17 protein-coding genes are annotated in these 26,156 nt (G+C 45.7%); 8 read left to right on the top strand and 9 right to left on the bottom strand.

Annotated features, from left to right (window positions below; genetic code table 11):
* Nucleotides 1-41: 41 nt before the first annotated feature.
* Both B9N89_RS10040 and B9N89_RS10045 read left to right on the top strand, forming a co-directional pair.
* Entirely contained in the window at nt 42-476 is a 435-nt protein-coding gene (locus B9N89_RS10040; protein ID WP_132317863.1) for a hypothetical protein, read from the top strand.
* Nucleotides 477-536: 60 nt separating this feature from the next.
* A complete protein-coding gene (locus tag B9N89_RS10045; protein WP_132317861.1) occupies nt 537-1,214 on the top strand; it encodes an RES family NAD+ phosphorylase in 678 nt (225 codons plus the stop codon).
* A 24-nt stretch (nt 1,215-1,238) separates the two neighbouring features.
* Here B9N89_RS10045 and B9N89_RS10050 read toward each other — a convergent pair whose 3' ends face one another.
* Together B9N89_RS10050 and B9N89_RS10055 are read right to left on the bottom strand one after the other, a co-directional pair.
* Complete coding sequence (locus B9N89_RS10050) at nt 1,239-3,065, bottom strand: HEAT repeat domain-containing protein (RefSeq protein WP_132317859.1); 1,827 nt, start codon at nt 3,063-3,065, stop codon at nt 1,239-1,241.
* 82 nt (nt 3,066-3,147) lie between these two features.
* Nucleotides 3,148-4,281, bottom strand: coding sequence for a hypothetical protein (locus B9N89_RS10055; RefSeq protein WP_132317857.1), 1,134 nt, complete (start codon nt 4,279-4,281; stop codon nt 3,148-3,150).
* 484 nt (nt 4,282-4,765) lie between these two features.
* Here B9N89_RS10055 and B9N89_RS10060 point away from each other — a divergent pair, with 484 nt between their 5' ends.
* The 4 genes from B9N89_RS10060 to B9N89_RS10075 all read left to right on the top strand — a co-directional run bounded on the left by B9N89_RS10060 (nt 4,766) and on the right by B9N89_RS10075 (nt 9,545).
* Nucleotides 4,766-5,305, top strand: coding sequence for an AAA family ATPase (locus B9N89_RS10060; protein WP_159455281.1), 540 nt, complete (start codon nt 4,766-4,768; stop codon nt 5,303-5,305).
* A gap of 563 nt (nt 5,306-5,868) precedes the next feature.
* Nucleotides 5,869-6,105, top strand: coding sequence for a hypothetical protein (locus B9N89_RS10065; protein ID WP_132317853.1), 237 nt, complete (start codon nt 5,869-5,871; stop codon nt 6,103-6,105).
* The gene (locus B9N89_RS10070) at nt 6,102-6,557 is read left to right on the top strand and encodes a hypothetical protein (protein WP_132317851.1); all 456 of its coding nucleotides are present in this window, start codon (nt 6,102-6,104) and stop codon (nt 6,555-6,557) included. The genes B9N89_RS10065 and B9N89_RS10070 overlap by 4 nt, the downstream gene beginning before the upstream one ends.
* A gap of 138 nt (nt 6,558-6,695) precedes the next feature.
* Nucleotides 6,696-9,545, top strand: coding sequence for a CHASE domain-containing protein (locus tag B9N89_RS10075; protein ID WP_132317849.1), 2,850 nt, complete (start codon nt 6,696-6,698; stop codon nt 9,543-9,545).
* Between the two features lie 72 nt (nt 9,546-9,617).
* On the opposite strand, the gene B9N89_RS10080 is transcribed toward B9N89_RS10075, so the two are convergent.
* On the bottom strand, nt 9,618-10,211 hold the full coding sequence (locus tag B9N89_RS10080) for a hypothetical protein (RefSeq protein ID WP_132317847.1): 594 nt from the start codon (nt 10,209-10,211) through the stop codon (nt 9,618-9,620).
* Nucleotides 10,212-10,593: 382 nt separating this feature from the next.
* On the opposite strand from B9N89_RS10080, the gene B9N89_RS10085 reads away from it, so the two are divergent.
* A complete protein-coding gene (locus B9N89_RS10085; RefSeq protein WP_159455282.1) occupies nt 10,594-12,486 on the top strand; it encodes an ATP-binding protein in 1,893 nt (630 codons plus the stop codon).
* Between the two features lie 145 nt (nt 12,487-12,631).
* Here B9N89_RS10085 and B9N89_RS10090 read toward each other — a convergent pair whose 3' ends face one another.
* The 6 genes from B9N89_RS10090 to B9N89_RS10115 form a co-directional block, all read right to left on the bottom strand.
* Nucleotides 12,632-13,072: a hemerythrin domain-containing protein gene (locus tag B9N89_RS10090; protein ID WP_132317843.1), complete on the bottom strand. Its 441-nt coding sequence runs from the start codon at nt 13,070-13,072 to the stop codon at nt 12,632-12,634.
* Nucleotides 13,073-13,375: 303 nt separating this feature from the next.
* Complete coding sequence (locus tag B9N89_RS10095) at nt 13,376-14,071, bottom strand: glutathione S-transferase N-terminal domain-containing protein (RefSeq protein WP_132317841.1); 696 nt, start codon at nt 14,069-14,071, stop codon at nt 13,376-13,378.
* A gap of 214 nt (nt 14,072-14,285) precedes the next feature.
* Nucleotides 14,286-15,275: a hypothetical protein gene (locus B9N89_RS10100; protein ID WP_132317839.1), complete on the bottom strand. Its 990-nt coding sequence runs from the start codon at nt 15,273-15,275 to the stop codon at nt 14,286-14,288.
* Between the two features lie 157 nt (nt 15,276-15,432).
* A complete protein-coding gene (locus B9N89_RS10105) occupies nt 15,433-16,320 on the bottom strand; it encodes an ATP-grasp domain-containing protein (RefSeq protein WP_132317837.1) in 888 nt (295 codons plus the stop codon).
* 39 nt (nt 16,321-16,359) lie between these two features.
* On the bottom strand, nt 16,360-17,565 hold the full coding sequence (locus B9N89_RS10110; protein ID WP_159455283.1) for an FtsX-like permease family protein: 1,206 nt from the start codon (nt 17,563-17,565) through the stop codon (nt 16,360-16,362).
* Nucleotides 17,540-18,376: an ABC transporter ATP-binding protein gene (locus tag B9N89_RS10115; protein WP_132317833.1), complete on the bottom strand. Its 837-nt coding sequence runs from the start codon at nt 18,374-18,376 to the stop codon at nt 17,540-17,542. Before B9N89_RS10115 ends, B9N89_RS10110 begins: the two co-directional genes overlap by 26 nt.
* A 434-nt stretch (nt 18,377-18,810) precedes the next feature.
* On the opposite strand from B9N89_RS10115, the gene B9N89_RS10120 reads away from it, so the two are divergent.
* On the top strand, nt 18,811-26,067 hold the full coding sequence (locus B9N89_RS10120) for a type I polyketide synthase (protein WP_132317831.1): 7,257 nt from the start codon (nt 18,811-18,813) through the stop codon (nt 26,065-26,067).
* The last annotated feature ends 89 nt before the right edge of the window (nt 26,068-26,156 follow it).

Raw genomic sequence — 26,156 nt, forward strand, 5'->3', positions numbered from 1 at the left:
TACTGCCGATATATGGTATAAAGGGACTAAGGAGGTGCGAAATGCTAACGAACTCTCAAAGACAAAGCAACCGAGCCAAGCTCCAAGCACTGTCGTCCGAAAATACAGCGACCTTGGGCAAGGTCTTCTGGAGACTTGTGGATGAATATGACCTTAGCAACAAGCAAGTCGCCACAATTCTCGATGTTACCACAGCGCAGGTTTCCAACTTGAGTCGCACTCGGAAAATACCACAGAAGGCCGAAGCCTATGCCCGTGTCGGTCAGTTGCTTGGCATCAAGAAATGTCTTGAAGTGCAGTATCCTGTGAACCCCAAAGTCAAATCCAATTGGCTGAAGGTCAAGCGAGAGGCTTTTCAAGGTGCAAGCGCTATCGACTTCATCACCGAAGATATGTTTCAAACTGGTGTGCGCTTGTTTCAAGTGCGTCGCTTGATGGATCTCTGGCGTGTAGGCAGCATACCGGAATTAATTTAGCCGACGCGGCTTCGTATCTTTTGAATCTAATCGAACTTAAGGCACAGATGGGATCTGTATATGATGATCGAGAAAGCTCCTTACACAACGAGTCATGCCTACCGCAACATTCCTACCAATCATCCGAAGCGCCACCTTTATGGCGACGATCTCACGGAAGATGAGATCGAACTGGTTCAGTTTTGGGCTGACCACGGCTCAGGTATCGATCAAGACCAGGCCTATAAAGACCGTTGGTATGACTACAATGACCCGGAAGATCTTTCGTTCTGCTTTGAAGGAGTGGTGGTTCCACCTTCGCGGTACACAGATGGTAGCTTTCCTGTTTGGTATGCTGCCATTGATAAAGAAGAGGCTTCCCGCGCAGAAATCATCTACCACCTCTGCCGTCAGGCACGGGTCGATATGGTTCCCGATGAGGCCTACGTTTGCTATCAGAGAGCCATGTGCAAGGCAGCGGTTGAAAACCCATTGGTAGGAGACCTACGATCATTCACAAGAGATCACTGGCATCTTCACGACGACCCACCCTACTTCGAATCTCAAAAAATTGGCCTTCAGTATCAGTCTGAAGGTTATGAGGGACTCCTATACCCATCCAAACGCTACCCTAAAGCAGACTGCCTGGCGATATTCAACAAGCAGTCAATTTTATCAAGTAAAGTTGTCAATTTTTTTACTGTTGAAGTCTACCGGGATGCGGTAACTGTCTGCGGCGAACCTTGGCAGGAACTCTAAAGACAGTACCAATCGATCGTTCGTCTAAGAAGACATAGTGAGAAGAGTTCTTTGAGCGTGACGCTGCACTTCTTGCGAACGACTACCTTCTTGACCTAATGCCTCGACAAAGTCACGGGCTTCTGGGGAGCGAGAACCAGCTAGAACATTTACGATGCGCATCATTAAATGATCAGAAACTTTCTTTGTCGCAAGGTTGATTAGCTCCCATACCGCACCGTCCTGATCGAGGTGGCCAGCCATAGCGTCGACTGCTGTCTGTAGGACGGCTTCCCGGCTCTCCCCTTTGAGAATCTTGACCAGAGCCTGATAGGCTTCCCCTTGATTGGTTTGCCCTAGCCCGTACACCGCTTGTGAGGCAACATAGGAATCCTGATCATCTATGTATGATAGATTGACTTCTAAGTTATTGCTGTCTCGGCTGTTATTGAGCGCGGCTAAGGCCAGCCCTTTATCGCTCTTATCACGCTCTAATTGTGCCCTTAAAACAGCGCCCACATTATCGCGATGATGACCTTGTCTACCAAGAACACCTAGAGACAGCATTCCCGTGGATCGGGTATCTAAATCCGGACTTTTGCTCATGCTATGGAGATGATCATAGACCTTATCGGAGCTACCTTTAAGCTCAGCAAGTGCGAAGGAGGTCTGTAGCTCAACATCCTTGCGATCGTAGCGCTGGGCGAAATCAAGTAGAGCCTCTTCAATATCCTTAGCCTCCATCGTCGAGATCGCACCCATAATAAGGCTCAATTGAGCTGAGATATTCTTATCATTCATTCTCTGGTCTAAGTAATCTAACAAGTCCTTACCATGTTTTGGATGAAGGTATAGGAGGGCCTCAAGTTTGTCGAACGTGTTGCTAACGCGAACATCATGCTCGTCTTCTAAATCGCCTACAAGAGCTAGGACTTGAGCTTTGCTAGCACCCCCAAGCATATCTTGCATACGCTTCTTTTTATTTTGACTGCCATAGCTTGGTAGACTGCTAGGCTTTGACACAGCAAACTTCTCTTGACTCTTCAAGGATACATCCCCAATGGGCAAGCCACGATTGATATGAGATAGTTTAAATGCTACCTGCTGGCGAGCATCCACTTTAAGCATGCTGTCATCGGTTCTGATGCCAAAGTCGAAACGGAACTGCTCAATCATAGAAGCGTTCTTGCTCAGGGTAAATTCCACATGACTACCATTGGCTAGCAGTAGGTTCTGATCATTGGCTAGGCCATCATAAGATTTAAGTAACCTCACCTCACCTTGTGGCCCACGGGCACTATAGGATATTTGGTATTTACCATTGCTATCAAGTTCGCTGCCCTGCCATAGGAAAGGCAGCGGCTGTGTGGCATGACTCGGGGTCTCGATCTGCATTCTGAGGGCGATGCTTTTCATAAGACCTTGAAGCATCTCATTGCCGTTTTCTGGGGTATGAATTTCTTCGATCAATCCACCCTGCGAGCGAAAATAGATCGCCTCGGTAGAGCTAGGTAACGCCCCCTCGATGGTCTGCGCCCCTTTAACCTCTACCTGCAGGGCCCTCATACTCCAGAAGAGCTGATCATCAACAATCTCATGGCTCTGAAGATGGAGGTCCATGGCTAAGGCAAAGGCTTGAGTCTGCACCGATTGGTTTTGCTCCATCTGAAGCTCAAACTGGATCGAGCCTTCATAAACTCGCTCCTCACCAGGTTGAAATGGAAAACTGAAGTCGACATGCTCCGCACTTTTCACCTCTTGCTCAGCCGATAGCTCAGGTCGAGGTGATTGCGATGGGTTCCTATCTGGCAAAACAATGTAGGCCAGACAAACAGCTATTGCTCCTGCTAGGATCATTGACTTCAGTTTCATAGTTCTCTCCTTGATCAGATGAAGTGGGTGGGCTCACCAAGTTACCACCCACCCTTCGTTTGTGTCGATTTCTTCTCTACTGCTAAAGCTGGGAGTAGATATTCTGGTTGATCAGTGTTGAGTTTGATCGGATACCATTCCAAGAGAATATGTCGTGAGTAAAGGTTTTTGAACCAAAGAGGTAGAAGATCTTAGCGAAAACGGAGACCTTTCCACTCAACAAGTCGTGAGACTGAGACACGTTAAGATTACCTGTCAGAAGGCGTGACGAAGCGTTTACTGCGGCTGAAAATCCAGCATTCACGCTCGCATTGATAAATCTAAGAGTTCCTCGCACTCCCGCACTAACGAACACCAGATTAATACCGGCATCGACTCGGCCACCTGTGTTTACATAGGGGTTGATACCGCCACTAATTGACATGAAGTTAGTGCTATAGTTGATATTAGCTCCCATAGTTCCAGAAACTCGGCCTCCAACAGAAACAGGAACTCCAACAAAGAATAGCTTCGTCTTGCGATAGCTACGAGAAACACTAGCGTTGTAGTTCCTAACATATCCGTTCTGAGTCACATAAAACGTCGTGCCCATAGCTTTGACATCGGTTCTTGTTGTTTTGGAGGTCTTTGTGGATGTCTTACGAGTGGTTTTCGAAATAAGAGACGTTCGCCCACCAAAGACATAGCCATTGACGTCGAAGTTATCAGAGTAATTTACACTGTTGATATTGCCAGAGGTATTGAAGTTGGCAAGCTGTTGTACGCTGAAGGTTCCGCTATTGCCGAAGTTATTACTCATACTAGTTTGACGGTATCTAGGTGTATTAGCCGGTTGTGGCCAGAAGACAGGACCAGGGTCAACAGGCATAGTCGTATAGATAGGCTCTGATTGTTCCTTAAGCTTCAGCTGTTGGGCTGGCTCTTGAGGAATCGTCCACTGCTCGTGTCGTTCGCCATCAGCGAAAACTGTGGGCTGAGCTGTCATCAGTTCGACACCGCTCGTCCTCTGATAGCGCTGATAAGTTTCATTTTGCCAGGCATCCACTTCATTCCATAGGTCTTGCGCTCTGACAGTACGGGTTCCGATCTGATTGCCGTTGCTATCGTAGCGAGGAAGGTTAATGCTTTGGTTCGCTGATATTTTACTTCCAGCTGTTGCCAATCCTGCCATACTTCCAGTCGTAGCTACCAATAGTACTAAGGTTGAAATTCTCACAGTATCTTCCTTACAGATAAGTTTCGGATAAGATCTCTCTTCGATAAGAATTTGATTAACTGGCCTGAGCATCAAAATCAATTTTGATAGGGGGACATGGGGGGACATCGTGAATGAATCCCAAGGCTTGCACTAAAGGTCCTGACACTCCATTTTGCCGGACGGCTGTTTGTCACCCAGCTTCCGATGGCTTTTACCATCAACCTTGAATCACCGAAATCATTGGCAATTCCATCAAATTTGCGAATTACCGCAGATCAGGTAGGATCAGAAAAGGCGCTTTTTGAAATCTTACTGGTTAATATAGCAATCATCCACGAGTAGCTTGCTATTTCGAAAACTATTGCTTATCACATCGCAAACAGCTACTAACTCCAACAGCTAGTGGATTAGCTGATTCTTCCTGTATCATTTCAGAAGATTGAAAACGAACAAACCTTCTCGCTCAAATTTCTCAGTAAATATTCATCGAAAGGACACTGCCGTGAGAATCGCCATTTCTGGAAGCTTTTGCGTCGGAAAAACAAGCTTAGTTGAAAGCTTATCGACTGCCTTGAAGGGCTACGAGACTTTTTCAGAACCATATCATTTGATGGAGGAGGATGGACACAGCTTTTCTCATCCGCCCACCGTTGACGAATATGAAGACCAGTTGAATTATCTAAATTCGCTCATCAGTTCCAGCCCCAGTCTTTCGATATTCGATCGCAGTCCCCTCGACTTTTTGGCTTTTGCAAAAGCTCAAGGTGAAGACATTGATCCTTCCCATTGGCAAGAGCTTATTACGGAAGAGATCGATGCTCTTGATTACATTTTCTATATTCCAATAGAGCAGCCTGATAGAATCGAAGTCCCTGACGAGGAAAACCTCGAATTCCGAGGCCAGGTGGACGAAATTCTTCACGAACTCTTCAATGATAGTGACGAGCTTCTGGGCAGCGCAAGAGTCGTAGAGATATCGGGAGATATTTCACAGAGGGTTGCGCAGGTATTGGACCATATCGCGCCAGCTAATAGAAGTTAAGCTGACATGTGTTATATAGAAAACTTACAGTATCCAAGCCTGTTTCCTGAAAAACATTTGCGACTAAAGCAATTCTTACGCGATAGGAGAAAACTTTGAGTCTAAAAAATTTGTTTCAGCTCTATACATCCTGTTACTTATGAATTGACAAATGAAAAAACTAGAGAAATCGTCGAGTCGGAACCTGTTATAGGCGCATCTTTCTTTCCCACAGGTGGAAGAAAGCGAATCCCACTTTTCATCTGCCCAACTCGCTCCGATCAAACTTTTGAATTGAGAGTCATAGATGCAAATGATCTGGTTGAGAAAGAAGTACAAGCGGATGGGAACCCTTCCTACAATGAAATCGACTATAAAGAGTCTCCGTACGTAGCGAGTTTTGAATCGCAAGGGTGTCGAGGGCTTATTAAGGTATCTACGGGGAAGCCGTCAATCTCTCCTGGGCTGCTCACATGTGGTTATATAGACACATATATATAGTCAGTCTATAAGCGTAATGATCTGTATATATTAATATATTTTCTGGACTCCCTCTTGCTTACTGAAGGTTAGGAGGATCATCCATGAGACTATTATCAATCATACCTTGGGTATTTTTCATCATCCATACTCAACCTGCGCTTGCTGATGCTAGACTGGGGTTTCAGATGGAAGGAGGAATCCTTCAATTTTCCGGGCCTGGATATTACGACCGGATGGGTGAAGCAGAAGTTACCATGGGGACGACTCTTTCTGAAACAACATCCATTGATCTAACCATGGGAGCCATTAGCTTTCATAACTCCGACAAAAGCCATTGACCAAAGCTGAAAGTGAAGGCTACACCATCGGTACCCGATTCATCTACCATCCGGGGCGATTTCAAACATGGCTAGGGGTAGCTGTAGGCTCAGCCACCGACTACTTGTATGAGGATGGCTATCTTACAGGGCAAGCAAGCTCGTACTCCCTAGTGAGATATGATTTAGGAATTCAAGGCAACCTCTATCATAGTGAGAGTCTTAAGCTTGGATTGTTCGCTAGGGCGAAGCACCTTGATATAGGGAGTCATATGATCAAGAACAACCAAGACCTAGTTCTTGCCTATGGACTCAACCTCACATTTCAAATAAAACCTAGACGACAATGGCAGCACCGCTACGATTATCACCATCATATCAATATTCAACCTAGTTCGCGCTTCCTGTATTACGTAGCCAGAGGAGCTGCTGAAATATTTCCTAGGATTCTCATGGCGATCATAAAGAATTGAAGGCATTAGCTTCGTAATTTTGAATGTTACCACATCTGAACAATGAATTCTGAAAGGTAAAATTAAGTCTTTCCCTACCCTACCGATCGGGCTAATAGGAATCATCCGGAGATCACACTCAGAGTTATTCGGAACGATATGGGAAATTCTGTACTAAAAGATATTGCGGTCGTCATGTTGATCGCAATTGCATACTATCTTCTCGGGACTCTGGGTCTCACCTTTGCCATTCCACCTGGCTTCGCGACTTCCATCTGGCCACCTTCGGGGTTAGCACTTTCAGCTGGCCTTCTCTGGGGATATAGAGCCATTGGGGGCGTGTTTTTAGGCTCATTTACACTTAATTTACTCATCTCTAGCGGCGGCAGCTTTAGTGACGCCATGAACCTCAATACCCTTGTAACAGGAGCATCGATTGCCTTTGGTTCGAGTATCCAGGCCCTCGTGGCTTTTAAAATCGTCAAAACCGTCACCCAACGAGATCTCGACCTCAAGTCATTTAGTACGGTCGTAAAATTCATGATTATTGGCGGACCTATCTCATGCTTAATAAGCCCTTCTGTGGGCACAACAACTCTCTACCATCAAGATGCAATCAACTCAGACGGCTTAGCTACTACGTGGCTCACTTGGTGGGTCGGAAATACCCTCGGAGTCCTGGTTTTCGCCCCCATTACTCTCTGCTTCTTCAACCCTAAAAGCTCCTTATGGAAAAGACGACGACTCACGGTTGTCGTTCCACTGACCATAGCATTTTTGGGAGTCGCTTTCTTCTTTCAAAAGGGCCTTGAATGGGAGATCCAACGGGCAAACCTAGTCTTTCAAGAATCAGCTGATGATATCAACCATGCCATAATCCAAAGACTCTCAGAGTATTCGAAGAATGTCACCATCTTTGAGAGTTTCGTGAAACTTCAAGGAAGCATTAATGAAGCCAAATTCGCCGAGATAGCCGATCACTTTCTCCGGTTTAATCCGGGGATCCTGGCTCTATCCTGGAATCGAGTTCTTTCCGACGAACAGCGAAAATCTTTCGAAACCTGGATGAAAGAAAAAGGTTCAAATACTTTTGAGATCCGCGACAAAACAGCAGAGGGCTTAGTGCCGGCAGATCAGCATTCAAACTATGTAGTAGTAACCTATATCGAACCTAGGGAAAGAAATATTAAAGCTTTGGGCTTGAATATCTATTCGAACCCTAAGCGGAAGCTAGCCATTGACAGAGCTGTCCAAATAAAAGGCCCTGTGACAACAGAGATCATTAGTCTCGTTCAAGGCGAAAGAACACATGATGGCATGCTCTTGCTTTATCCAGTATTCAAAAACAGAAATATTGAAGAACCAAACCTTACCCGTGTTATGGGCTTTCTGGTAGTCGTCATCGACATCCAAGTCATGGTAGAAACGTCACTACAAAGGCTCAATAAACAAGGAATGGACCTCTTCGTCATCGATCGCACACCTAACACATCTGAAATTTTGGTCTACAGTAGTACCAAGGAAAATCATCCTATCTCCTATTATGAGACTCTATCACTTGATTCCGAGAATAAATTCTCGACAAGTAGAAAATTCTCTTTCGGTGCGAGAGACTTTGAAATCATCACCAGCTTAAAATCTGAATCCATCATGAGAGATCAATCGTGGAAACTGTGGTTCCTATCACTTGTTGGTTTGTTGTTTGTCTCGCTTCTCAATACACTACTTCTTGTAATCAGTGGTCGGGAAGCTGTAGTAGAAGCTGCCTTTATCCAAAAACAACAAGCTGAGAAGATCTTAGAAAAGAAAGTTGCAGAGAGGACAGCAGACTTGGAAATTGCTAGAGATATCGCTATCAAAAGTGAAAAGGTGAAATCTAGCTTCCTGGCGAATATGAGCCATGAAATCAGAACGCCCTTGAATGGCATCATTGGCCTCACATCTCTCCTTTCCGAAGAGAGCTTCTCACCGGAAAAAAAGAGGTATATTGACACCATATCTTCCTGCGCCGACAATCTCATGGTTATAGTCAACGATATTCTCGATTTTTCTAAGATTGAGTCTGGCAAACTTGAGATTCGAAAAGCCCCTTTTAGGGTTACAGATACAATTGAGAAATGTATAAGTCTATATAAATCTAAAGCCTCCGAAAAAAATATAGAATTCAAAACGGATCTTTCACAGCTTGATCTTGATGTCTTAGAATCCGACGAATCGAGAGTTTTCCAAATACTATGCAATTTAGTAAACAATGCAATTAAATTTAGTGAAGGTCATCCTGTCGCGATTTCAGCCAAAACAACTTCTATAAAAGGTGATCTATATCAACTCGACATCTCCGTTGTAGACTCTGGTATTGGGATTCCTAAGAACAAACTCGCAACTATTTTCAGCTCTTTCACACAGGCTGATTCGTCCATAAGTCGTAAATATGGTGGTACTGGGCTAGGCCTTACCATTAGTAAGCGATTAGCGGAACTCCTTAACGGAGATTTAGCCGTCGTTAGTATTGAAGGGCAAGGCTCGAATTTTACCTTAAGCATTCCTGCAAAGAAGGCCATGATTAGTGAGGCGATAGATTCTAAGCAGAGAGCGAATGATTTTTCCAGCCTAGGCTTGAAAGTTTTGGTGGTAGAGGACAATGATCTAAATCGTGAACTAATGATGGTTTTTCTAAAAAAGCTGGGCATAGAGGCTGACTATGCGATTAATGGCCAAATAGCTGTGGAAGCCGTTAGCAGTAAGCCTTATGACTTAATTTTCATGGATATGCAGATGCCAGTTATGGGTGGGATTGAAGCTACGAAAAAAATCCGGCAAATATTCGACTCGGATACTGTGAAAATTGTGGCCATGACAGCAAATGTTCTACCAGAGCAGAGACACGAATGCACCGAGGCTGGTATGGACGACTTCATTTCCAAGCCAATGAAAAGAAAACAGATTGCTTTAGCGATCGAAGCACTGTTCCCATCAGATCGCAATGAGCAAGTTGGGAAAACGGTATAGATTTACCTATTCGGGGCGCACATACAAGTGCGCCTGCAACGAAGAAGGACTACCTTAAGCCTCTTTCAAAAGCTACTTGACGACTTTCTTGAAAACATCCTGATCTTCAACAACCTTCAATGTACCTTTGTCAGCATTGACTTCGATTGTTCTTTCCAGGGTCTCGGCCTTCTTAAACTGACAGGTCACTGGCTTATTGTAATCCCAATCATCAATTTCATCACCATTACAGGAAATAGAAAGGTTTTGCTCCAACAGTGCCAATGACTCTGCACTAACATCAGCATCAAAAACGACTTTATCTTCTTGAGTGAAACTAATTTGGAATTTATTCTCGCTATCAGTTGCAGCGATAGTTCCAGATTTCACAGACGATGCAAATTTAATTTCACATGCTTCGTCTTCGAATAGAGTTTCCTTGAGTTCTATCGCATTTTCGTTTGTTACCAAGATATCATACGTCGAATAGACTTCGTAGCCCTCAAATGGGCCATCTGTAGCTTCTAGCTCACTACAAGGAAGCTGCCATTCACCAACGAGGTTCTTCATAGCAGACACCGGGGCTTTGGGCTTCTGTGGCACTGGGTCAGGAGTGTTACTGCTTGATTTATCGCCGCAAGAAGTTACTGCTCCAAGCAGAATAAGAGAGACTGGAAGTTTGTGCATTTGCTCGTCCTTTTTGTGAATGCAATGGACCCCTTTTCAAGGGTCTACAAAATTATCTTAGACAGCAGCTATTTTGTCATAGCCACTATCATAGGTAACAGATAGTGATGTGGAACGGAGAATGATATTGCAGAATTCTGCTATATTTTTTCATTCTTTGAATATCTAATTGGTCGAACTACGCTACAAAAACATACTCATAGTCCAGATAGCCGCAGCATTAGGGATAGCAGTGATAAAGAACTGAGTCTTTGACAGAAGGGTTATGGGCAAAATGAATTTTTATGAATGACTTAGAGTCGGACATAAAAATAGCTCAGGTTTACGTCTTTCTATGTCGAGAACTATGGAGCTTTCATGTCTAAGCAAGGAAATCGAATCTATGATAAAAGCACCCATAGGCCCCAATGAAGCAGAGCGTCAAGCTAGATTAAATACTCTCGATGTTCTAGATTCAGATGCTGAAGCAGCCTATGATGAAATTACGAAATTGGCCAGTATAATCTGCGAATCCCCCATATCACTGGTCGCTTTCTTAGACGGAGATAGAAACTGGTTCAAGTCAAAGCACGGCGTTGATCTGATCGAAGCGCCTCGGGAGGAGTCCTTTTGCGGTCACGCAATTCAGCAAGATGACCTTTTCGAAATTCAAGATGCCAGCCTTGATGAGCGCTTTCATGACAACCCTATCGTCGTTTCAGCACCTAACATCCGCTTCTACGCAGGCTATCCTCTACCCATTGACGGAGAAAATATTGGAACACTTTGTGTCTTTGATGTTCAACCAAAAAAACTCTCCGACGAGCAAAAATATGCTATGAAAGCCTTATCTCACGCAGTAGCGAGCCTCCTAAAGCTAAGGAAAGCTGTGAATGATATGGCTGTAATATCTGATAACGTTAAAACCGGCTTGATAGCATTCGATCAGGATCTAAATGTCTTGGATGGTTTTAGTAGAGAGTGCACAAAAATATTCCTAGAGAGAAACATTACTGGCGAAAAAATCGATCAACTCATGTTCAACGACGATAGCGAGCGACAAGCCTTTGCCATGGGAGTTGAACAAGTTTTCGCAGATTTTATGCCGGAAGAAGCTACCATCGGCCAACTACCCAGTGATTTTACAATCGGCGATAAAGTCTATCAAGCAAAGTATTCTGTGGTGCGAAACTCAAAAAATGAGATTGTGAACATTCTTGCAACAATAGAAGAGATAACGGAACTGATTGCCTCGAAGAAAGAAGCGGTTTGGAAAAACGCTCTATTTAGAATCGCAACGGACAAGAATAGTTTCGCCCTCTTACTCGCTGAGTTCTCAAGAGATATCAACAGAGCCAAAAGTTTTTTAGAAAAAAATGAGACGTCCGATGTTCGGAAGATACTTCACACGTTTAAAGGCAACTTTCTCTCTATTGGCCTGCAAGAATTGGGCGCGATGATCCACGATATCGAAGGGCAATCTACCATCGAACTAAGTCACCTTTCAGCCATCGAAGAAAATATGAATGACGTGAAATTAGCTATAGAAGATACCCTCGGCATAGTCTTCGGCAATGGTGATCAAGCTATCTATGAGGTTTCGGAAAATTATATTGCGAAACTTGAAAAATTTATATCAGACTATGATGAAAAAGATGAAAATGCCAACTTTCTTCGCGATTGGGTTAATGAAGTCACAACTTTTACCACTGAGAAGCTTACGGAGCATTTCAGAGAAAGAGCGTTGCAGCTAGCTAAAAAGCTCGACAAAAAAGTATCCTTTGAAATAGTGAATAAGGATCTCATAATCAACCCCAAGCCTTTAAGGGGAATCTTAAAGAATCTTATTCACGCAGTAAATAATGCTGTGGACCATGGCATTGAGGCCCCCTCCGAAAGATCAGACAAGCCGGAACAAGGAATCATTCGACTCACGTTTTCCAAAGATCAAAACGATCTAACTATAAAACTAGAAGATGACGGAAGGGGTATTGACTCTAGTATCATGCGCAAAGTGGCTGTTAAGAAAGGCATCATGACCGAGTCCGAAGCAACGAAGCTGAGTGATCAAGAAGCTATTGAATTAGTTTTTTCACCTGACTTTTCCTCCAAGGAAGACGTCAGCGAAATATCAGGACGGGGTGTCGGAATGGGCGCTTTAAAAGATGCAGCTATTGAAGCGGGTGGGACCATATCCTTGAGCAGCCAGCCAGGTAGAGGAACTGTCACTACAATCACACTAAAGAGCTTCTTCGAGCCGGTGAAGCAAAGCTCTACCAGTGAAGCAGCGGCCTAAACGTTTGCTATAGTGGCGCTTATCGTAGGAAGACTACCGTAACTCAACAGTAGAGGTTTGAGGGCATATAAACGAGACTCTGAGCCAGACGCTTGACTGTGCTCAGAATCTTATCTCGGGTTCACCTGTGAAATGATTTTAGGCCCTATCTTAGGACCTGCATTTCTTGCACATATTGCTTCCCCAGCAGCTGTTTGCTTTCCTTTCCTAAGGCATAGCCGGCAGATTTAAAAACTTCCTGCTCTTCCTCATTGAGATGGTGGATCAGCCTTTCTTCCAGATTTTTAGCGATAGCAATCCATGCTGGAGAGCTATAGTCAGTCTCCTCCATTTTCTCTAAGAGGTCATCTAGCTCTTTATGCTCCGCGACACTGTGTCTCGCTTTCTCTAGGGTGTTATCATATCTCATCATCTCAGCATAAAGCGTTTTTTCTTCTGCTGCTGCATGGGCTTCAAGTTCATTCTTGAGCTTTTCGAATATCTCTCGGCGCCCTTCGGAATCACCACTTGTTTTGGCAAGAATCTGAACCAGCGTTCTTTGCTTTTGATGATCGTTTCTTAGTTCTTCAAAAATAGTTGAATCCATACTTCTCTCTTTCTTTCAGTTAGTTGAACTACGGTGCAGTTATTGATCACATGCTTTGCGCCGACACCTAAGATTAGCAAGTTCCAGACCACAAAATTCAGCCGCATCAATGAGGACAAGTTTTGAGAAACTCGTGCTAGCCCGCGCTCCTAGCTTAAGAGCTTCGCGCGAATTGAATATGTTTGTGGATGAAAAACCCTTCGAGCTGTATGAAATATCACTCATTAATGATGGGTTGCGAAACAATCGAAAGAAGAATAACGGCACCACAGGGCGCCGTAGGTTCATAGCAGACTTATTGAATCAATCAAAGCCACAGACTTTGTTTCCTCTTTGGCTTGCATCTCGACTATCACAAGCATCATGCCACCGCATAACTTCTTTGAATTCGCCAAGACCTAGCTGGTCTACAGCATCATAGCCCCAATCCAGGCAGCCCACCCAAGGAAAGGTTGCAATGTCTGCAATGGTATACTGATCGCCCATCAAGAATTTTCGCCCCGTCAATCGCTTCTCAAGCACACCCAGTAACCGCCTCGCCTCGTTGGTGTATCGTTCCGTTGGATAAGGGTGGTCACACTTTTCACCGGCATACTTATAAAAATGCCCGAACTGACCAAACATTGGTCCAACACTTGCCATTTGGAAAAACAGCCACTGCAATGTTTCATTCCTCAGCCGAGGATCATCTGGCAAAAGCTTACCAGTTTTCTCTGCCAGATAGATGAGGATTGCACCAGATTCCATAATTGCAATGGGCTCGCCCCCTGGCCCATCGGGATCAATGATTGTGGGGATTTTACTGTTTGGGTTGATTTCTACAAATTCATCACGAAACTGAGTATTGTCTAAAATATTAACTTTGTGGGCTTCGTAATCGAGACCTAGCTCTTCAAGTGCGATGCTAACCTTGCGGCCATTGGGAGTAGCTAAGGAATATAACTGGATTTTCGACTTGTCTTGGACAGGCCATAGATCGGATTTATAGATGCTATACATTGGTACCTCCTAGGAATCTTGACTCACTCGTGGGGCTTGTCAGCCGCGAAGCCCCATACTAGTTGCTTGATTCTAAGAGTTCGACAAGGATAATCGAGAGGTGACAGTTTGAATTTTAAAAGGCCTCATATTATGGCAGGTGTTGATCTCACAACACCTGCTCGATGAATTCAACTAGCCAAGTCAAGTTGAATTCTCGGCTAGGCACTAGGAATTATGGAGCCTTAAAGAAACAGTTTGTCAGAGGAAACAAGACATCCTTCAAAACATAGAGGCGATAGACCTGGCCGGATACCAAGGGAGGAGCAACTTGATCAGCCACTGGTACAGCTTGATAGCTGCCCTGGGGAATCCCGCCATAAGTTACACCAGACTCTAAGGCGGGAGCCCGATGATCCACATTCAATCGCCATACAGTCCCCTCTGGAGTGTCTGAGTTGGGTGGCACAAGTGGGTTAGGCGCTAAGGCAGGCAGAATATAGACATAGCGAGCTGGTCCACCAGACCAAGCCACTGTCCCATTGGAAAGAAGACCTTCCTCTTCGGGTGTGCATAAGGTTGGCACCTGGTTGCGAGCTCGATCAAATATAAAACCACCAAAGTCGCCGTAGGAATCAACCATTTCCTGCGTGATGCCGCGACGATTGAACTCATTCATAAAAAAAGCTTTCATCCGCTCTGGATCGGTTGAGGGGATTCCTGTGATTCTCCGATCGAAGCCAAAGTTATCTTCCTTCTTAAAAACACCAGAAGACGCTGACGACAGCTCTCCAGCAAGAATCGCAACTCCCCTCTCTGTGAGTTGGTCCGTCCAGATCAAGGGCTCACTGATATCCCATGCTGCATAGCTAGTCCCCAAAGAGCTATCGTGGCAACAGGTGCAGGCTGTTGACCGGGTTTGATTCGTCACCCAGGCCAGCTCTTTCATGAAGGCTTTATCTTGTAGGCGAGGATCTTTTGGGTCAGTCTTAGTATCAACTGGCAGAGGCCAAAATGGTCTCTGAGTTTTGACATCTTCGCAAACTGCCACATCGGGAAAATAGTATCCAGGATGAGTCGCTCCCGAGATTGAAACGTTGGCGCAAACTTCTTTGCCATCGATCGTTTCACATTTGAGGTAGGGTTGAACGAAAGGTTTCTGGCCAAAACCTTGCCCAAACAAAGGGCTAGCCATCGATAATAAAAGTAGACTCGACTTCCACATAAGACACTCCTCCATTAACAGAAATAATCCGTTCTAAATGTGTTGACTATTCATAGTATAGACTTCTGGAATCGTATCTTGATGAAGTCGCTGTAAAATTAAAAGCACTTTCTCGGTAAGTGCTAGTTTTCATCAAAGCAACTTTGCTGTGTAGCCTTCATTTATTTTTGAACAAGTTTAAACGATCACAAATTGTTCTCGCTAAAACGTTTACACTTTCGCTGCTGCCGTGTTCCAGGAAAAGATAGGGTTCAATCAGCTCAAGCTCCATGAGAACAAACTTTCCATCGCGAAGAAAGCCATCGACTCGGCTATAGATAAGCTGGTCGGCAGCATCAAATGGTATGGCTTCAAGGATAGATCGGGCCTCATGAATCCAATCCCGATTGTAGGAGATTGGCGCGACATCTGCCCCAAATTGTGGCTGAGACCGAAAGTCCCCAGACTTTGGTTTTTTCAGAACCCCATGGCAGTACGTTCCGCCAATAAAAACTAGGGAAATTTCTCCATGGTCAGCAATCTCAGAAAAGAATGGCTGGATCATGGCATCACCATGCTTAAGGACCTCTTTGAGGGTGGGTTCGAGGTTATCTTGTTGCAGGTCAAGTACCTTTGTTAGGTAGCTCCCCGCTGAAACTTCCGGCTTTAAAACAATTTTTTGCCAGCTCGTTTCATATAGGGATTTCAAGCCAAGTTCAGCCTGATCCTGCTGGATAAATATTGTGGGCGCAACCAGATTACCAGCCTTTTCAAGATGGTGAAGATAACGTTTTCGGCAGTTCCACCGGATGATATTACTTGGATTGAGGCAGGGTATTCGGAGTTGGTCTAATTGCTCAAGCAGCGCTAGAAACTCATCGATGTGCCGATAGTAGTCCCAACAAAGCTTGGGAATCACTCCATCGAAGGCACTCCAATTTGCATTATGATCCCGCCAGTCGACACATATAGCTTCAGCTCCTCGCTCTTCGAGGGCTGCTACCAGGGGTTTTTCAGACTCTGGTAACTCTAGTATTTTTTGACATGTTAGTATTGCTATTTTCATAGATCCTCCCAGTGTGAACTGGGAGTATTTCTATCAGCTTTAACTTAGGCTTCGCAAGGCCTTTGAAATCGGTAGGAAGAGCACCTGCAATGAAGCGCTCATGCTTGCTAAAATCGAAACACCAACCCCAAGTCCAACAGCTAGAAAACCATCGAGCCATTCCAGTTGAATGACCACTGGTAACTCTCGATTGGTACCAGGTGTTGGGGGCATCGGGACCCCATCCGCGAAGATCTGAGTCACAAGCAATGTGAGTAGCAACCCAATGGCTGCACCAGCGATCGCAAGGAAGGCACTTTCCAAAGTCATTAGCTTTACGAGGAGGCTGCCACTCAAACCGTTAGCACGCAACATTCCCAGCTCTCGGGTGCGCTCTAAAACAGTGTTTGCGGAGCTATTATAAATGGAGAGAGAGATCACTCCTAAAAAAACTAGACGAAAGATGTTCAATAATGCGGTGAGAAAGTTTTCACCATTTTCGGCCCAGATCTTATCCAAGACGTTAACGCTACGAGCCTCTAATACAGGAAAGCTTTTTTCAACAAAGCCTTCCACCTGATCCCAGACCAAGTGACTGGTATTCCCAAGTGATATGCTTTCGACTTTCTTCGTATCCAAAAGAGTCTGTGCTTGATCAAGTTGCACCTGAAAAAGCATATCGTCAGCCTCTTTAAGGCCCATATGAAAAATTCCAACCACCTTCAGATCAAGAGCATTGATCGAGCCATAGATGGTATTACCAACTACAGTAACGGGATCGCCGACTTTCACTCCAAGAGCTTTGGCAAGGCCTATTCCAATTACAATGCCATCATCATGATCCGATAACACGCTCCCTTCAACGATATTCATCTTATTGAAGAAGCTTTCTTCCTCTTTACCGCGGACACCCATTCCTCGACCCGCTACAGACATTTCACCGTTGCTAAGCAATGAAAAAAACTGTACTCGTGGAAACACTTGTTCTACATGAGGGTGTTCTAAAACTTTTGTCATTACCTCTTCTGGGTTCTCAATCCAATGTTGCCAAGGCTTAGCATGAGACTGATCGTAGTAGCCCTTTTGGAAGATTTGGCCGTGACCAAATCGAGAGTGAATGGAATTCTCTCGGTGCATGGCAATCAAACCAGTAAAAAAACCATCTAAAAAGTAGAGGCCGAATACACTCACAGCTATACTGATCAAGCACACCAATGAGCGACGACGGTTGCGGCTCACATTAAGTAGCGAAAACTTCAGCTGCATGATGCGCTCCTCCATGATCAACAATCACACCATCCACCATATGAATCGTTCGCTGCACGTAGCTGTCTATAATACTATCGTGGCTGGCAACAATGATCGTTACCCCAAGTGCTTCATTGAGGTAACGTAGCGTTTCCATAACCACGGTGCCGCTATCTTGATCCAGGCTTGCGGTAGGTTCGTCAGCAATCAGTACTTGAGGACGCTTCGCTAAGGCCCTTGCAATAGCCACTCGCTGCCGCTGCCCACCTGATAGTTCAAAAGGCTTCTTGCGATAGTGCTTTAGCATTCCTACCCTCCTTAGTGCAAGGAGGGCTCGCAATCTTGCTTGTCTTTCATCAAGACCTTGTAGGGAGGCAAAAAACTGAACATTTTCTAGTACCGTAAGAGTATTCATAAGATGGAAGTCTTGAAAGATGAAACCTAGCGTGTTCAGACGAAGGTAGTTCTTACGATCTTCACTGGCACTTTTAAGGGACTCACCCATCAGGCGAACATCGCCGTGCTGAATGGATTCAATCAAGCCCAAGATATTAAGTAGGGTCGACTTTCCGGAGCCGGAAGGGCCAGTTAGACCGATAAACTCACCGGCTTGGATATTTAGGTTCAAGCCATCGAAAAGCTCATGCTTAAAGTCACGGCTTCCATAAGAAAAACCAAGAGCATTGACTTCGATCAAAGCGCTCATATCGAACTCCTCATTTACCTGTGGTCGACCCGTTTGAGCCGAAACCAAATATGCTGGATAACCTTTACAAGCAAGGATCACACCATGGGGGCTGGCGACCAATTTATTGACCTTTAGGGTCACAAACGATGCCAATATAAAGAGCGACTCTAGCTATTTTTTGTTTTATATCAACTAGATAACACCGATTCATCCAAAACAGATAAGCTTGTGATCACGTCACATTCAGGACAACTTACGTAACACCCAGTTATTTCTTGATTAAATGTATTTTTAGCCTCCCAGGAGCATCTAGACAGGCTGTTTTGCTATGCACCCCCCTTAATTCACACAAGATTTCCGAGTCTGCTAAAAGCTTCATCATTCCTTCAGATTGGCTCGCAACAGGCTTTCAAGGATTGTTGGCCAGTGGATTGCTTATCCCATAACAAAGAAAAATTTTTAGAGCAGACGTCGGTCGAACGGGCAGCACACCAGTTCAAAATCCCGGCAGATGTATCGTTATCCGAGCTGAAGCTCGCCTGTATCCAAAGCACAAGAAACTATGGGAGACGAACATGAGGAACAAACGAGATGATATCGCAGTCATTGGTATTTCCTGCTGGTATCCAGGAGCGAAGTCTCCTTTAGAACTCTGGGAAAATATTTTAAGCAAGCGGCAACAGTTTAGAAAAATGCCGGACGAGCGTCTTCCTCTTGATAAATACCATAACCCAGATAAAAAAGTTCCAGACATGACCTATGGAACAGAAGCCGCTGTGATCGATGGTTTCGACTTCGATTGGCAGGGACGTCGCATTCCAAAGAAAACTTTCGAAGGCACTGATATTGTTCATTGGCTTGCTCTTGATGTTGCACTTAAGGCTCTCAAGGATTCTGGTTACAATCAAGACTCCATAAAGAAGTTTAATACCGGTGTGATCTTGGGCAACACCTTAACTGGTGAGTGGACGCGGACCAATGCCATGCGGATGCGTTGGCCATTCTTCCGGGACACAATGATTGCCGCAGCCAAGGCTCATGGTATCGAAGGCGAGGCTCTGGAGGCCTACCTGAGAACCACTGAATCGACTTTCAAATCGGTGTTTCCTGATGTTACCGAAGATACTCTGGCAGGTGCTCTGTCAAATACAATTGCGGGTCGTGTGTGTAACTTCCTAGATCTGCACGGTGGCGGCTATACCATCGACGGTGCCTGCTCATCATCTTTACTTGCGGTAATCAATGCCGCAAGATCCCTTAGCAACGGCGATCTTGATGTTGCCTTTGCCGGTGGTATCGATATCAGTCTCGATACCTTTGAGCTTATTGGATTTGCTAAGACTGGCGCTCTCACTGCCAGTGATATGCGAGTTTACGACAAAAGAGCCTCTGGCTTTATCCCAGGTGAAGGCTGTGGCTTTCTTATTCTAAAGCGCCATGAAGATGCGGTTCGCGATGGCGACCGCATTTATGCAACACTCAATGGCTGGGGCATTTCATCTGATGGTAAGGGCGGCCTTACAGCTCCTTCTGTTCGAGGGCAATCACAGGCGATCCAAACTGCTTACAACATGACAGACTATAAGCTTAATGACGTTGATTTCATCGAGGGTCATGGTACCGGAACACCTCTTGGCGACCGTGTTGAAGTAGGTGCATTAGCAGACGCTCTTGATGAGACGGAAGACGCTTCCGTAGGGCTCACCTCGCTCAAAACGATCATTGGTCACACCAAGGCTGCCGCTGGAATCGGTGCACTCATTAAAGCGGTTATTGCCGTGAATCGCCGGGTTGTTCCACCTCTGGCTGGGTGTGAAATTCCTCATGATATTTTCAGCAAAGAAGCTGAAAAGCTATATCCTCTTATCGATGGATATAGCGATGACAAAGGCGCAATCATCCGTGCTGGCGTCTCTGCCATGGGATTTGGTGGCATTAACTCTCACGTGACTCTAAGTTCTGGCCCACAAGCTGACGACAGCTTAGAACCTGAGGTATCTGAAGATAAACTGATGGCATCCTACGATAGTACCGAGGTTTTCCCTTTCTCTGCAGACTCTACACAGGAGTTGAGCCGTAAGGTTGAAAAGGCAATCGCTATCGCAAGTAAGATGGCACGTGGCGAAATGATCGACCTTTCAGCAGACCTATGCCGCCGTGTTCTCAATCGTGAGCCGGTAAAAGCTGCTGTCATTGCATGGAAGCCCGACGACCTTGTTGAGAAGCTGAATCAACTGCTGCTTGAGCTAGCTAACTTAGTAGAGGGGCAGGTCATACAGAAAGGTAATATAGCCGTTTCATCTCATGCTAAGATTGGTGCAACAGCATTCGTATTTCCCGGTCAAGGTTCTCAGAAAATAAATATGAGCCGCAAGCTCGTCGAGCGACATGATTGGGCCCAAGATCTTTGGGAACAAGCGGAAGACCTGCTTTCTGATGAAGGTATTTCTCTGGCAGCGAGCTACTTTGTCAAGAACCTCCACAAGCTTCCCCAAGAGGAGCAAGAGCAACTCTTAAGTCAGGCAAAGCAAACAGAGATTGCGCAACCTGGAATCTGCGTTGCCAGTGCGATTTGGGCCAAGCGACTCAAGACCTTGGGTATCAAAGCTGATACGGTAGCTGGTCATTCCCTTGGAGAACTCACGGCACTATGGGCAGCTGGAAAAATTTCCTACTCGGATCTAGTTCGAATCGCAGGTCGTCGTGGTCAGCTTATGGCTGCCAAAGACCACGAGCGAGGAACCATGGCATTTATCTCTAGTGATCGAGCCACAACGGAGTCTCTCATCAAGGAGATCAGTGACGACTACCTTGTCATCGCCAATCTTAACGCTGATGACCAAACGATCGTATCAGGCTCTTTGACTGGCATAGCATCTTTCATCAAGCTAGCCAATGATCGCGGCTACCGTGCACAGGAGTTAGCGGTGTCTAACGCTTTTCACTCTAAGTTCATGACAGATGCTAGTGAGACGTTGGCAGAGAAGCTAAAGAATAAGCAAATCAAAAAGAGCGATATAAAATTTCTATCATCTCTTGATGGCAGTTTCCTAGACGAGCAAAGTAATTTGGGTGAATATCTCGCGGCCCAGATGCTAGGTCAGGTAAACTACCAGCAAACGGTTAAAACACTTGCGGAAAGCCACGATGTGATCATCGAAGTTGGCCCAGGCCGAGTGCTTAGCAACCTTAATATGAAAAATCTAGACAGCAACACTCTCGTCCTTTCAACCGATGACCAGAACGACGACAGCTTCAAATCCCTCGTAGCGAACTGGTTCGTAAGCGGTGGCAAGATTCAGTGGACAGAGCTTTTCAATGACCGATTTGTCAAACCATTGGTCGATCCTAGAGACCGAATCTACATTGAAAATCCATGTGAGCGTGAGCTAACGGTTACGGCATCAGCAGGAGCGATCGCGCCTACCAGCTTTGGCAATACTGCGAGTCTTGTAGTACCAAGCAATGGCATTGCTGTGCAGGAATCAGCTGTTGTTCCCGAAGTTATCGAAGCGTCAGTTCCGGCCTCTGGATCTGCTCATGATGTGGTCTTAGAAACTGTTCACGAGCTTACAGGCTTCGAAACTGACTCCATTAGCATGGAGATGAGGGTCCTAGACGATCTCAACATGGACTCCATCAAAGCAAGCGAACTGGTATCAACCATCGCGATGAAGCTAGGAAGGCCTGGAGAAATCGACTTTGGAAACTTTGCTAACGCATCTCTTCAGGAAATCGTGGATGCGGCCGATGCCAGTAGCGGTATGATTGCAGCCAATCCTTCAAAGCCAGAAGCTCTGCCGGCAGCCAACGCAGCTAAGACCTCCTCGACGACATTACGGTCCAACCGGACTCCTTGGGTTCGAACATTCACCGAGTCACTCGTCGCAAGCCCGGAAAAAAACCTTCAAAAATTGAGCAGCGGAAGCGTCCTTGTGATAGCTACTGACCTAGAGAGCATAAAAGACAAGGCTCAGGTAGATGGCGCCAGTGAGGTTGTTTACAAAACAATCTCTGAAGTAAGCGCTGCTGACACAATCGGCAAGGATCATATAGTGATATTCGTTGCCGATCTCAAAAATATTACCGACGCAGATGCTGATAACTATTTAGCAGATCTTCACCGAATCGCCCAGGTTCCTCAGGGTGGCAAAAGAGTTGGGATACATTTTGTTCAGAATGATAGCCAATTGGTCCAGCTTAAATCATTCGCTTCGAGCCTTCACCAAGAACGTGTTGACCTTGATGTATCGTACATCTGTTTTGCAGATGATCTGACTTCTGAGCTGGTAAGCCAAAAGTTAAGTCATGAACTAGCAACCGCGAAGCCTATCAAAAAAGTCTGGTACAATCAGTCTGCTGAGCGTCTCACTCCTAGCTTGGATGTTGTGGCTGCGGACGATCGTAGTGATTTCGACCCTAAGCTCGGCAAGAACGATGTTGTCCTCGTCACTGGCGGCGCAAAGGGAATTACCGCTGCTTGTGTTTTGGCTCTCGCAGCCCGCACAGGTTCGAAATTCGCGTTGATCGGCAGCTCACCTCTTCCAGAGGAACCATGCTCAAGAAGCCAGGAAATTTTCGATACCTTAGCCCAATTCAAGGATGCAGGCTTTGAAGCTCGTTACTATTCCTGCGATATTCTTAGCAAGGAAAGAGTTACCGAAACCGTAGAAAAAATCCAGAAAGACCTCGGTACTATTACAGCTTTCATCCAAGGCGCAGGCTTGAACAAGCCCGCACCACTTCACCTTTCTGCCGTGCCTCAGGCTCAGAAGGAGTTCAAAGTAAAAGTTGTTGGCGCGCAGAACTTCCTGGATGTCATCAAGCTTGACGAATTAAAAGTGTTCGCGTCGCTAACCTCTGTAATCGGTGTCTTAGGAATGCCGGGTAACACTTGGTACGCTCTTGCTAATGAAACTTTAGATCGGCTTTCACGAAACATTAGAACTAAGCATAACCAAATTCATACAGTAAGCCTTGCCTATAGTGTTTGGGACGAGGTCGGTATGGGTGCGAAGCTTGGTAGTGTCGATAAGCTAGAGACTATGGGAATTAGCAGCATTTCCCCTGAACAAGGCATCCAACGATTCCTTGATGGCTTCTTCACTAAACTTGCTGATCAGCAACATGTGATCACATCTAGGATGGGTCTAGCTGGAGTTACCTTGGAAAAAGCCGATAGCTTCCGCTACGTGGATGATATCAAGGCGTTCCACAAAAATATCGAAACGGTGAGCCGCGTTACACTTTCGCCAGAAAATGACCCGTATCTGATCGATCATAATTACAAGGGAACTTATCTCTTCCCGACAGTTTTTGGCTTAGAAGCCATGGCACAGGTCGTCTGCTACACCTTGGGCCTCGACAAGCTTGATGGTGTAACAATTGAAAATATTTCCCTAGAAAAGCCGATTACTGTTGGTCCACAGGGAGATCAGGTTGAAGTCTACGCTGAAGTGCTAGAAGCCAGCCGTGATGGCGTGAAGGTCGTTCGTGCTGGAATACGCTGTGCTAAAACAGGATATAAGTATGATCACTTCGCTGCTGATTACGTCTGCAAAGGCAGCATCAGCGAAGATTACCTTGGCTTTGACGAAAGTCTCTGCCCACTTGGTATTGATCCACAAACAGATCTTTACGGACCAATCTTATTCCAGGGACCTAGCTTTCAGCGGATTCGCGAGATCTACCAGCTAGAGTCAGACGACGAAAATGAAGGCATGACTGTTTTCAGAGCAGACTATCAGGATGATCTTGGCTTTACCACAGTGCTCGGCGATCCATACTATCGCGATGCTCTTCTTCAGTCAGCCCAGCTGATCATCCCGAAAAATCAGTGTTTGCCCGTGAAGATTTCATCTCTGCAAGTGAGCAATCAGTCCATCGAGAGGGGTAACCAAGTTCGTATGGCTCTATCAGATGTTCACCGTGTCGATGAGAAGAGCTTCTCAGCTACGGTCAAAGTGATGAATGCTCAAGGCACCGTCCTTGAAATTATGGAGGATTATCGTCTCCAGTTCATCGAGCGAATCGAAGATAACCCGAGAGCTCTAGATTTGATTCATGACGAGAAGAAAGCTCTGATGAATCTAGAGGCTCATAGCAGCCGATTCGAGCGAGATACAGCAGGCCGGGTCACCTTTGTCGGGCCACAGGACAATGACATTGTTCTCCTAGAGACTCTAGCTCAGCGTCTTGGATTAAATGATGACGATATCAAGATCCTAGCGAGTCTGGAACTTGGTCATGGTGCCCATAAAGTCGCTACAAGCGCTGGTGAGCTATCAATCACAAGCTGTAGCAAGGCCAACGACAGACTGGTTTCAGCATCCCTTGAGCAGATGCTACCTTGCTACATGTCAATCAACAGCGGTGAAGCCATTGATAAAGCCGCGCTACCAATGATGAGCAATGGAATAAAAGACTTTACTCAAATGGGTCTTAGTGATGCCTACCTCAATGACAGACTCCTCGGTCTATGGAAGGTGTTCCTAGCCCTCGGTCTAGAGGTAGAGCCTGCTAGCATCCGCTTTGACCGATTAGATGATCAGCAAATAGAATTTTTCTGGAATGATGATCAAGGTCAGGAGTTGCACGTCAGCAGTCTCCAGGTCAGCAATGGCGACGATCGGGTCTATACCCTAGTGAATCGCCAAGTCACCAAGGAGCAAGAAGTCATGGAAACCTCAGAATCTCTTGAGCAAGGCATCGTCGAATCTCCAGAAGCTGTTGAAACGAGTATCTTAGGTGAGGGTGAGAACAAGCTTCTCAAGCCATACCAGGAACTTTCCAAGGTTCTTCGGATCGATGCAGAGCCGAACGGACCACAGGGGCAATCTGTCTTTGTTAACAGCTTTATCCCTGATTTTAAGACCTTTTCAAATCTAGGTCGCTCGGTTTACTTCAGCCATTTCTTCAACTGGATGGGTTCTGCCCGAGAACTTTCCTCCGTACCAGTACTCGATCGGATTCGCGAATTAACAGAAACTGGAAAATGGGGTCTTGTTACCAACTGGGCATCGATCAATGTCCTCGGCCAGTGTCGAAACCGCGACCGAATCGTTCAGGCCCGGATGTGGTGTGGCAAGATCAGTGGCTCACAAGAGTCCTCCGTCACCCTAAACTTCGATTGGGTATCACTTGGCGAAGACGGCATCGAGGAGCGAATCGCCACTGGAAAAATGGGTTTCACCTGGGTTGAAATCTTAGGCCATGGCATTGTAAAGCCTGCGCCATTCCCTGACTACTATCGTGAGTTCATCGATAGCATGGTTGCGCAGACAGAGGACCAGGATAGCTATGTTCCGGCTGAAGAGCCACTTAAAAACTTAAATCCGGGTCGAAGCATATTCCAAGCACCTAAGGGACCAGGCGCAAGGGTTCTACTCCGAGAGAAGACCTTTGAAACGAGCTTGTTCGATGCAAACTTGGTTGGCAACCTCTACTTTGGCAACTACTCGATTTGGATGGGTAAGATTCGAGACCATTATTTCCAAAAGATGATGCCTGAGTACTATATCGGCATTGGTGAAAACGGTGAGTTCCGATGTAAGGACAGTAAGATTCAACACCTTCGTGAGGCCATGCCTTTCGATGATATCAGAGTCACAATGTCTCTTGCCGAACTCTACGAAGGCGGGCTCGACCTCTACTTTGAATTCTTCAAGGTGAACACTGATGGACCAGACGAGAAACTAGCTTATGGTGAGCATAAGATTGTTTGGTCGCAGTCTGACCTTGAGGGCAATGTAAAGCAGATTCCACTCCCTGAGAAGGTGATGGAAAGGCTCAAGAAAATCATCGCTGACAAAACGATCGCCAGCGTTGGTTAATGACACACAGCTCTTCACCCACCTTAAGGTGGGTTTAGTGAAGCGTGCTGGATACTAGGGCTAAACGTTAGCCGAGCTAGGGTTTAGTC

It is taken from the genome of Pseudobacteriovorax antillogorgiicola, assembly GCF_900177345.1.
Lineage (GTDB): Bacteria > Bdellovibrionota_B > Oligoflexia > Oligoflexales > Oligoflexaceae > Pseudobacteriovorax > Pseudobacteriovorax antillogorgiicola.

Excerpts from the sequence above, each read along its gene's own strand:
- B9N89_RS10040 (WP_132317863.1), top strand. The coding sequence starts at position 42 with ATGCTAACGAACTCTCAAAGACAAAGCAACCGAGCCAAGCTCCAAGCA.
- B9N89_RS10045 (WP_132317861.1), top strand. The coding sequence starts at position 537 with ATGATGATCGAGAAAGCTCCTTACACAACGAGTCATGCCTACCGCAAC.
- B9N89_RS10050 (WP_132317859.1), bottom strand. The coding sequence starts at position 3,065 with ATGAAACTGAAGTCAATGATCCTAGCAGGAGCAATAGCTGTTTGTCTG.
- B9N89_RS10065 (WP_132317853.1), top strand. The coding sequence starts at position 5,869 with ATGAGACTATTATCAATCATACCTTGGGTATTTTTCATCATCCATACT.
- B9N89_RS10075 (WP_132317849.1), top strand. The coding sequence starts at position 6,696 with ATGGGAAATTCTGTACTAAAAGATATTGCGGTCGTCATGTTGATCGCA.
- B9N89_RS10080 (WP_132317847.1), bottom strand. The coding sequence starts at position 10,211 with ATGCACAAACTTCCAGTCTCTCTTATTCTGCTTGGAGCAGTAACTTCT.
- B9N89_RS10085 (WP_159455282.1), top strand. The coding sequence starts at position 10,594 with ATGATAAAAGCACCCATAGGCCCCAATGAAGCAGAGCGTCAAGCTAGA.
- B9N89_RS10090 (WP_132317843.1), bottom strand. The coding sequence starts at position 13,072 with ATGGATTCAACTATTTTTGAAGAACTAAGAAACGATCATCAAAAGCAA.
- B9N89_RS10095 (WP_132317841.1), bottom strand. The coding sequence starts at position 14,071 with ATGTATAGCATCTATAAATCCGATCTATGGCCTGTCCAAGACAAGTCG.
- B9N89_RS10100 (WP_132317839.1), bottom strand. The coding sequence starts at position 15,275 with ATGTGGAAGTCGAGTCTACTTTTATTATCGATGGCTAGCCCTTTGTTT.
- B9N89_RS10105 (WP_132317837.1), bottom strand. The coding sequence starts at position 16,320 with ATGAAAATAGCAATACTAACATGTCAAAAAATACTAGAGTTACCAGAG.
- B9N89_RS10110 (WP_159455283.1), bottom strand. The coding sequence starts at position 17,565 with ATGCAGCTGAAGTTTTCGCTACTTAATGTGAGCCGCAACCGTCGTCGC.
- B9N89_RS10120 (WP_132317831.1), top strand. The coding sequence starts at position 18,811 with ATGAGGAACAAACGAGATGATATCGCAGTCATTGGTATTTCCTGCTGG.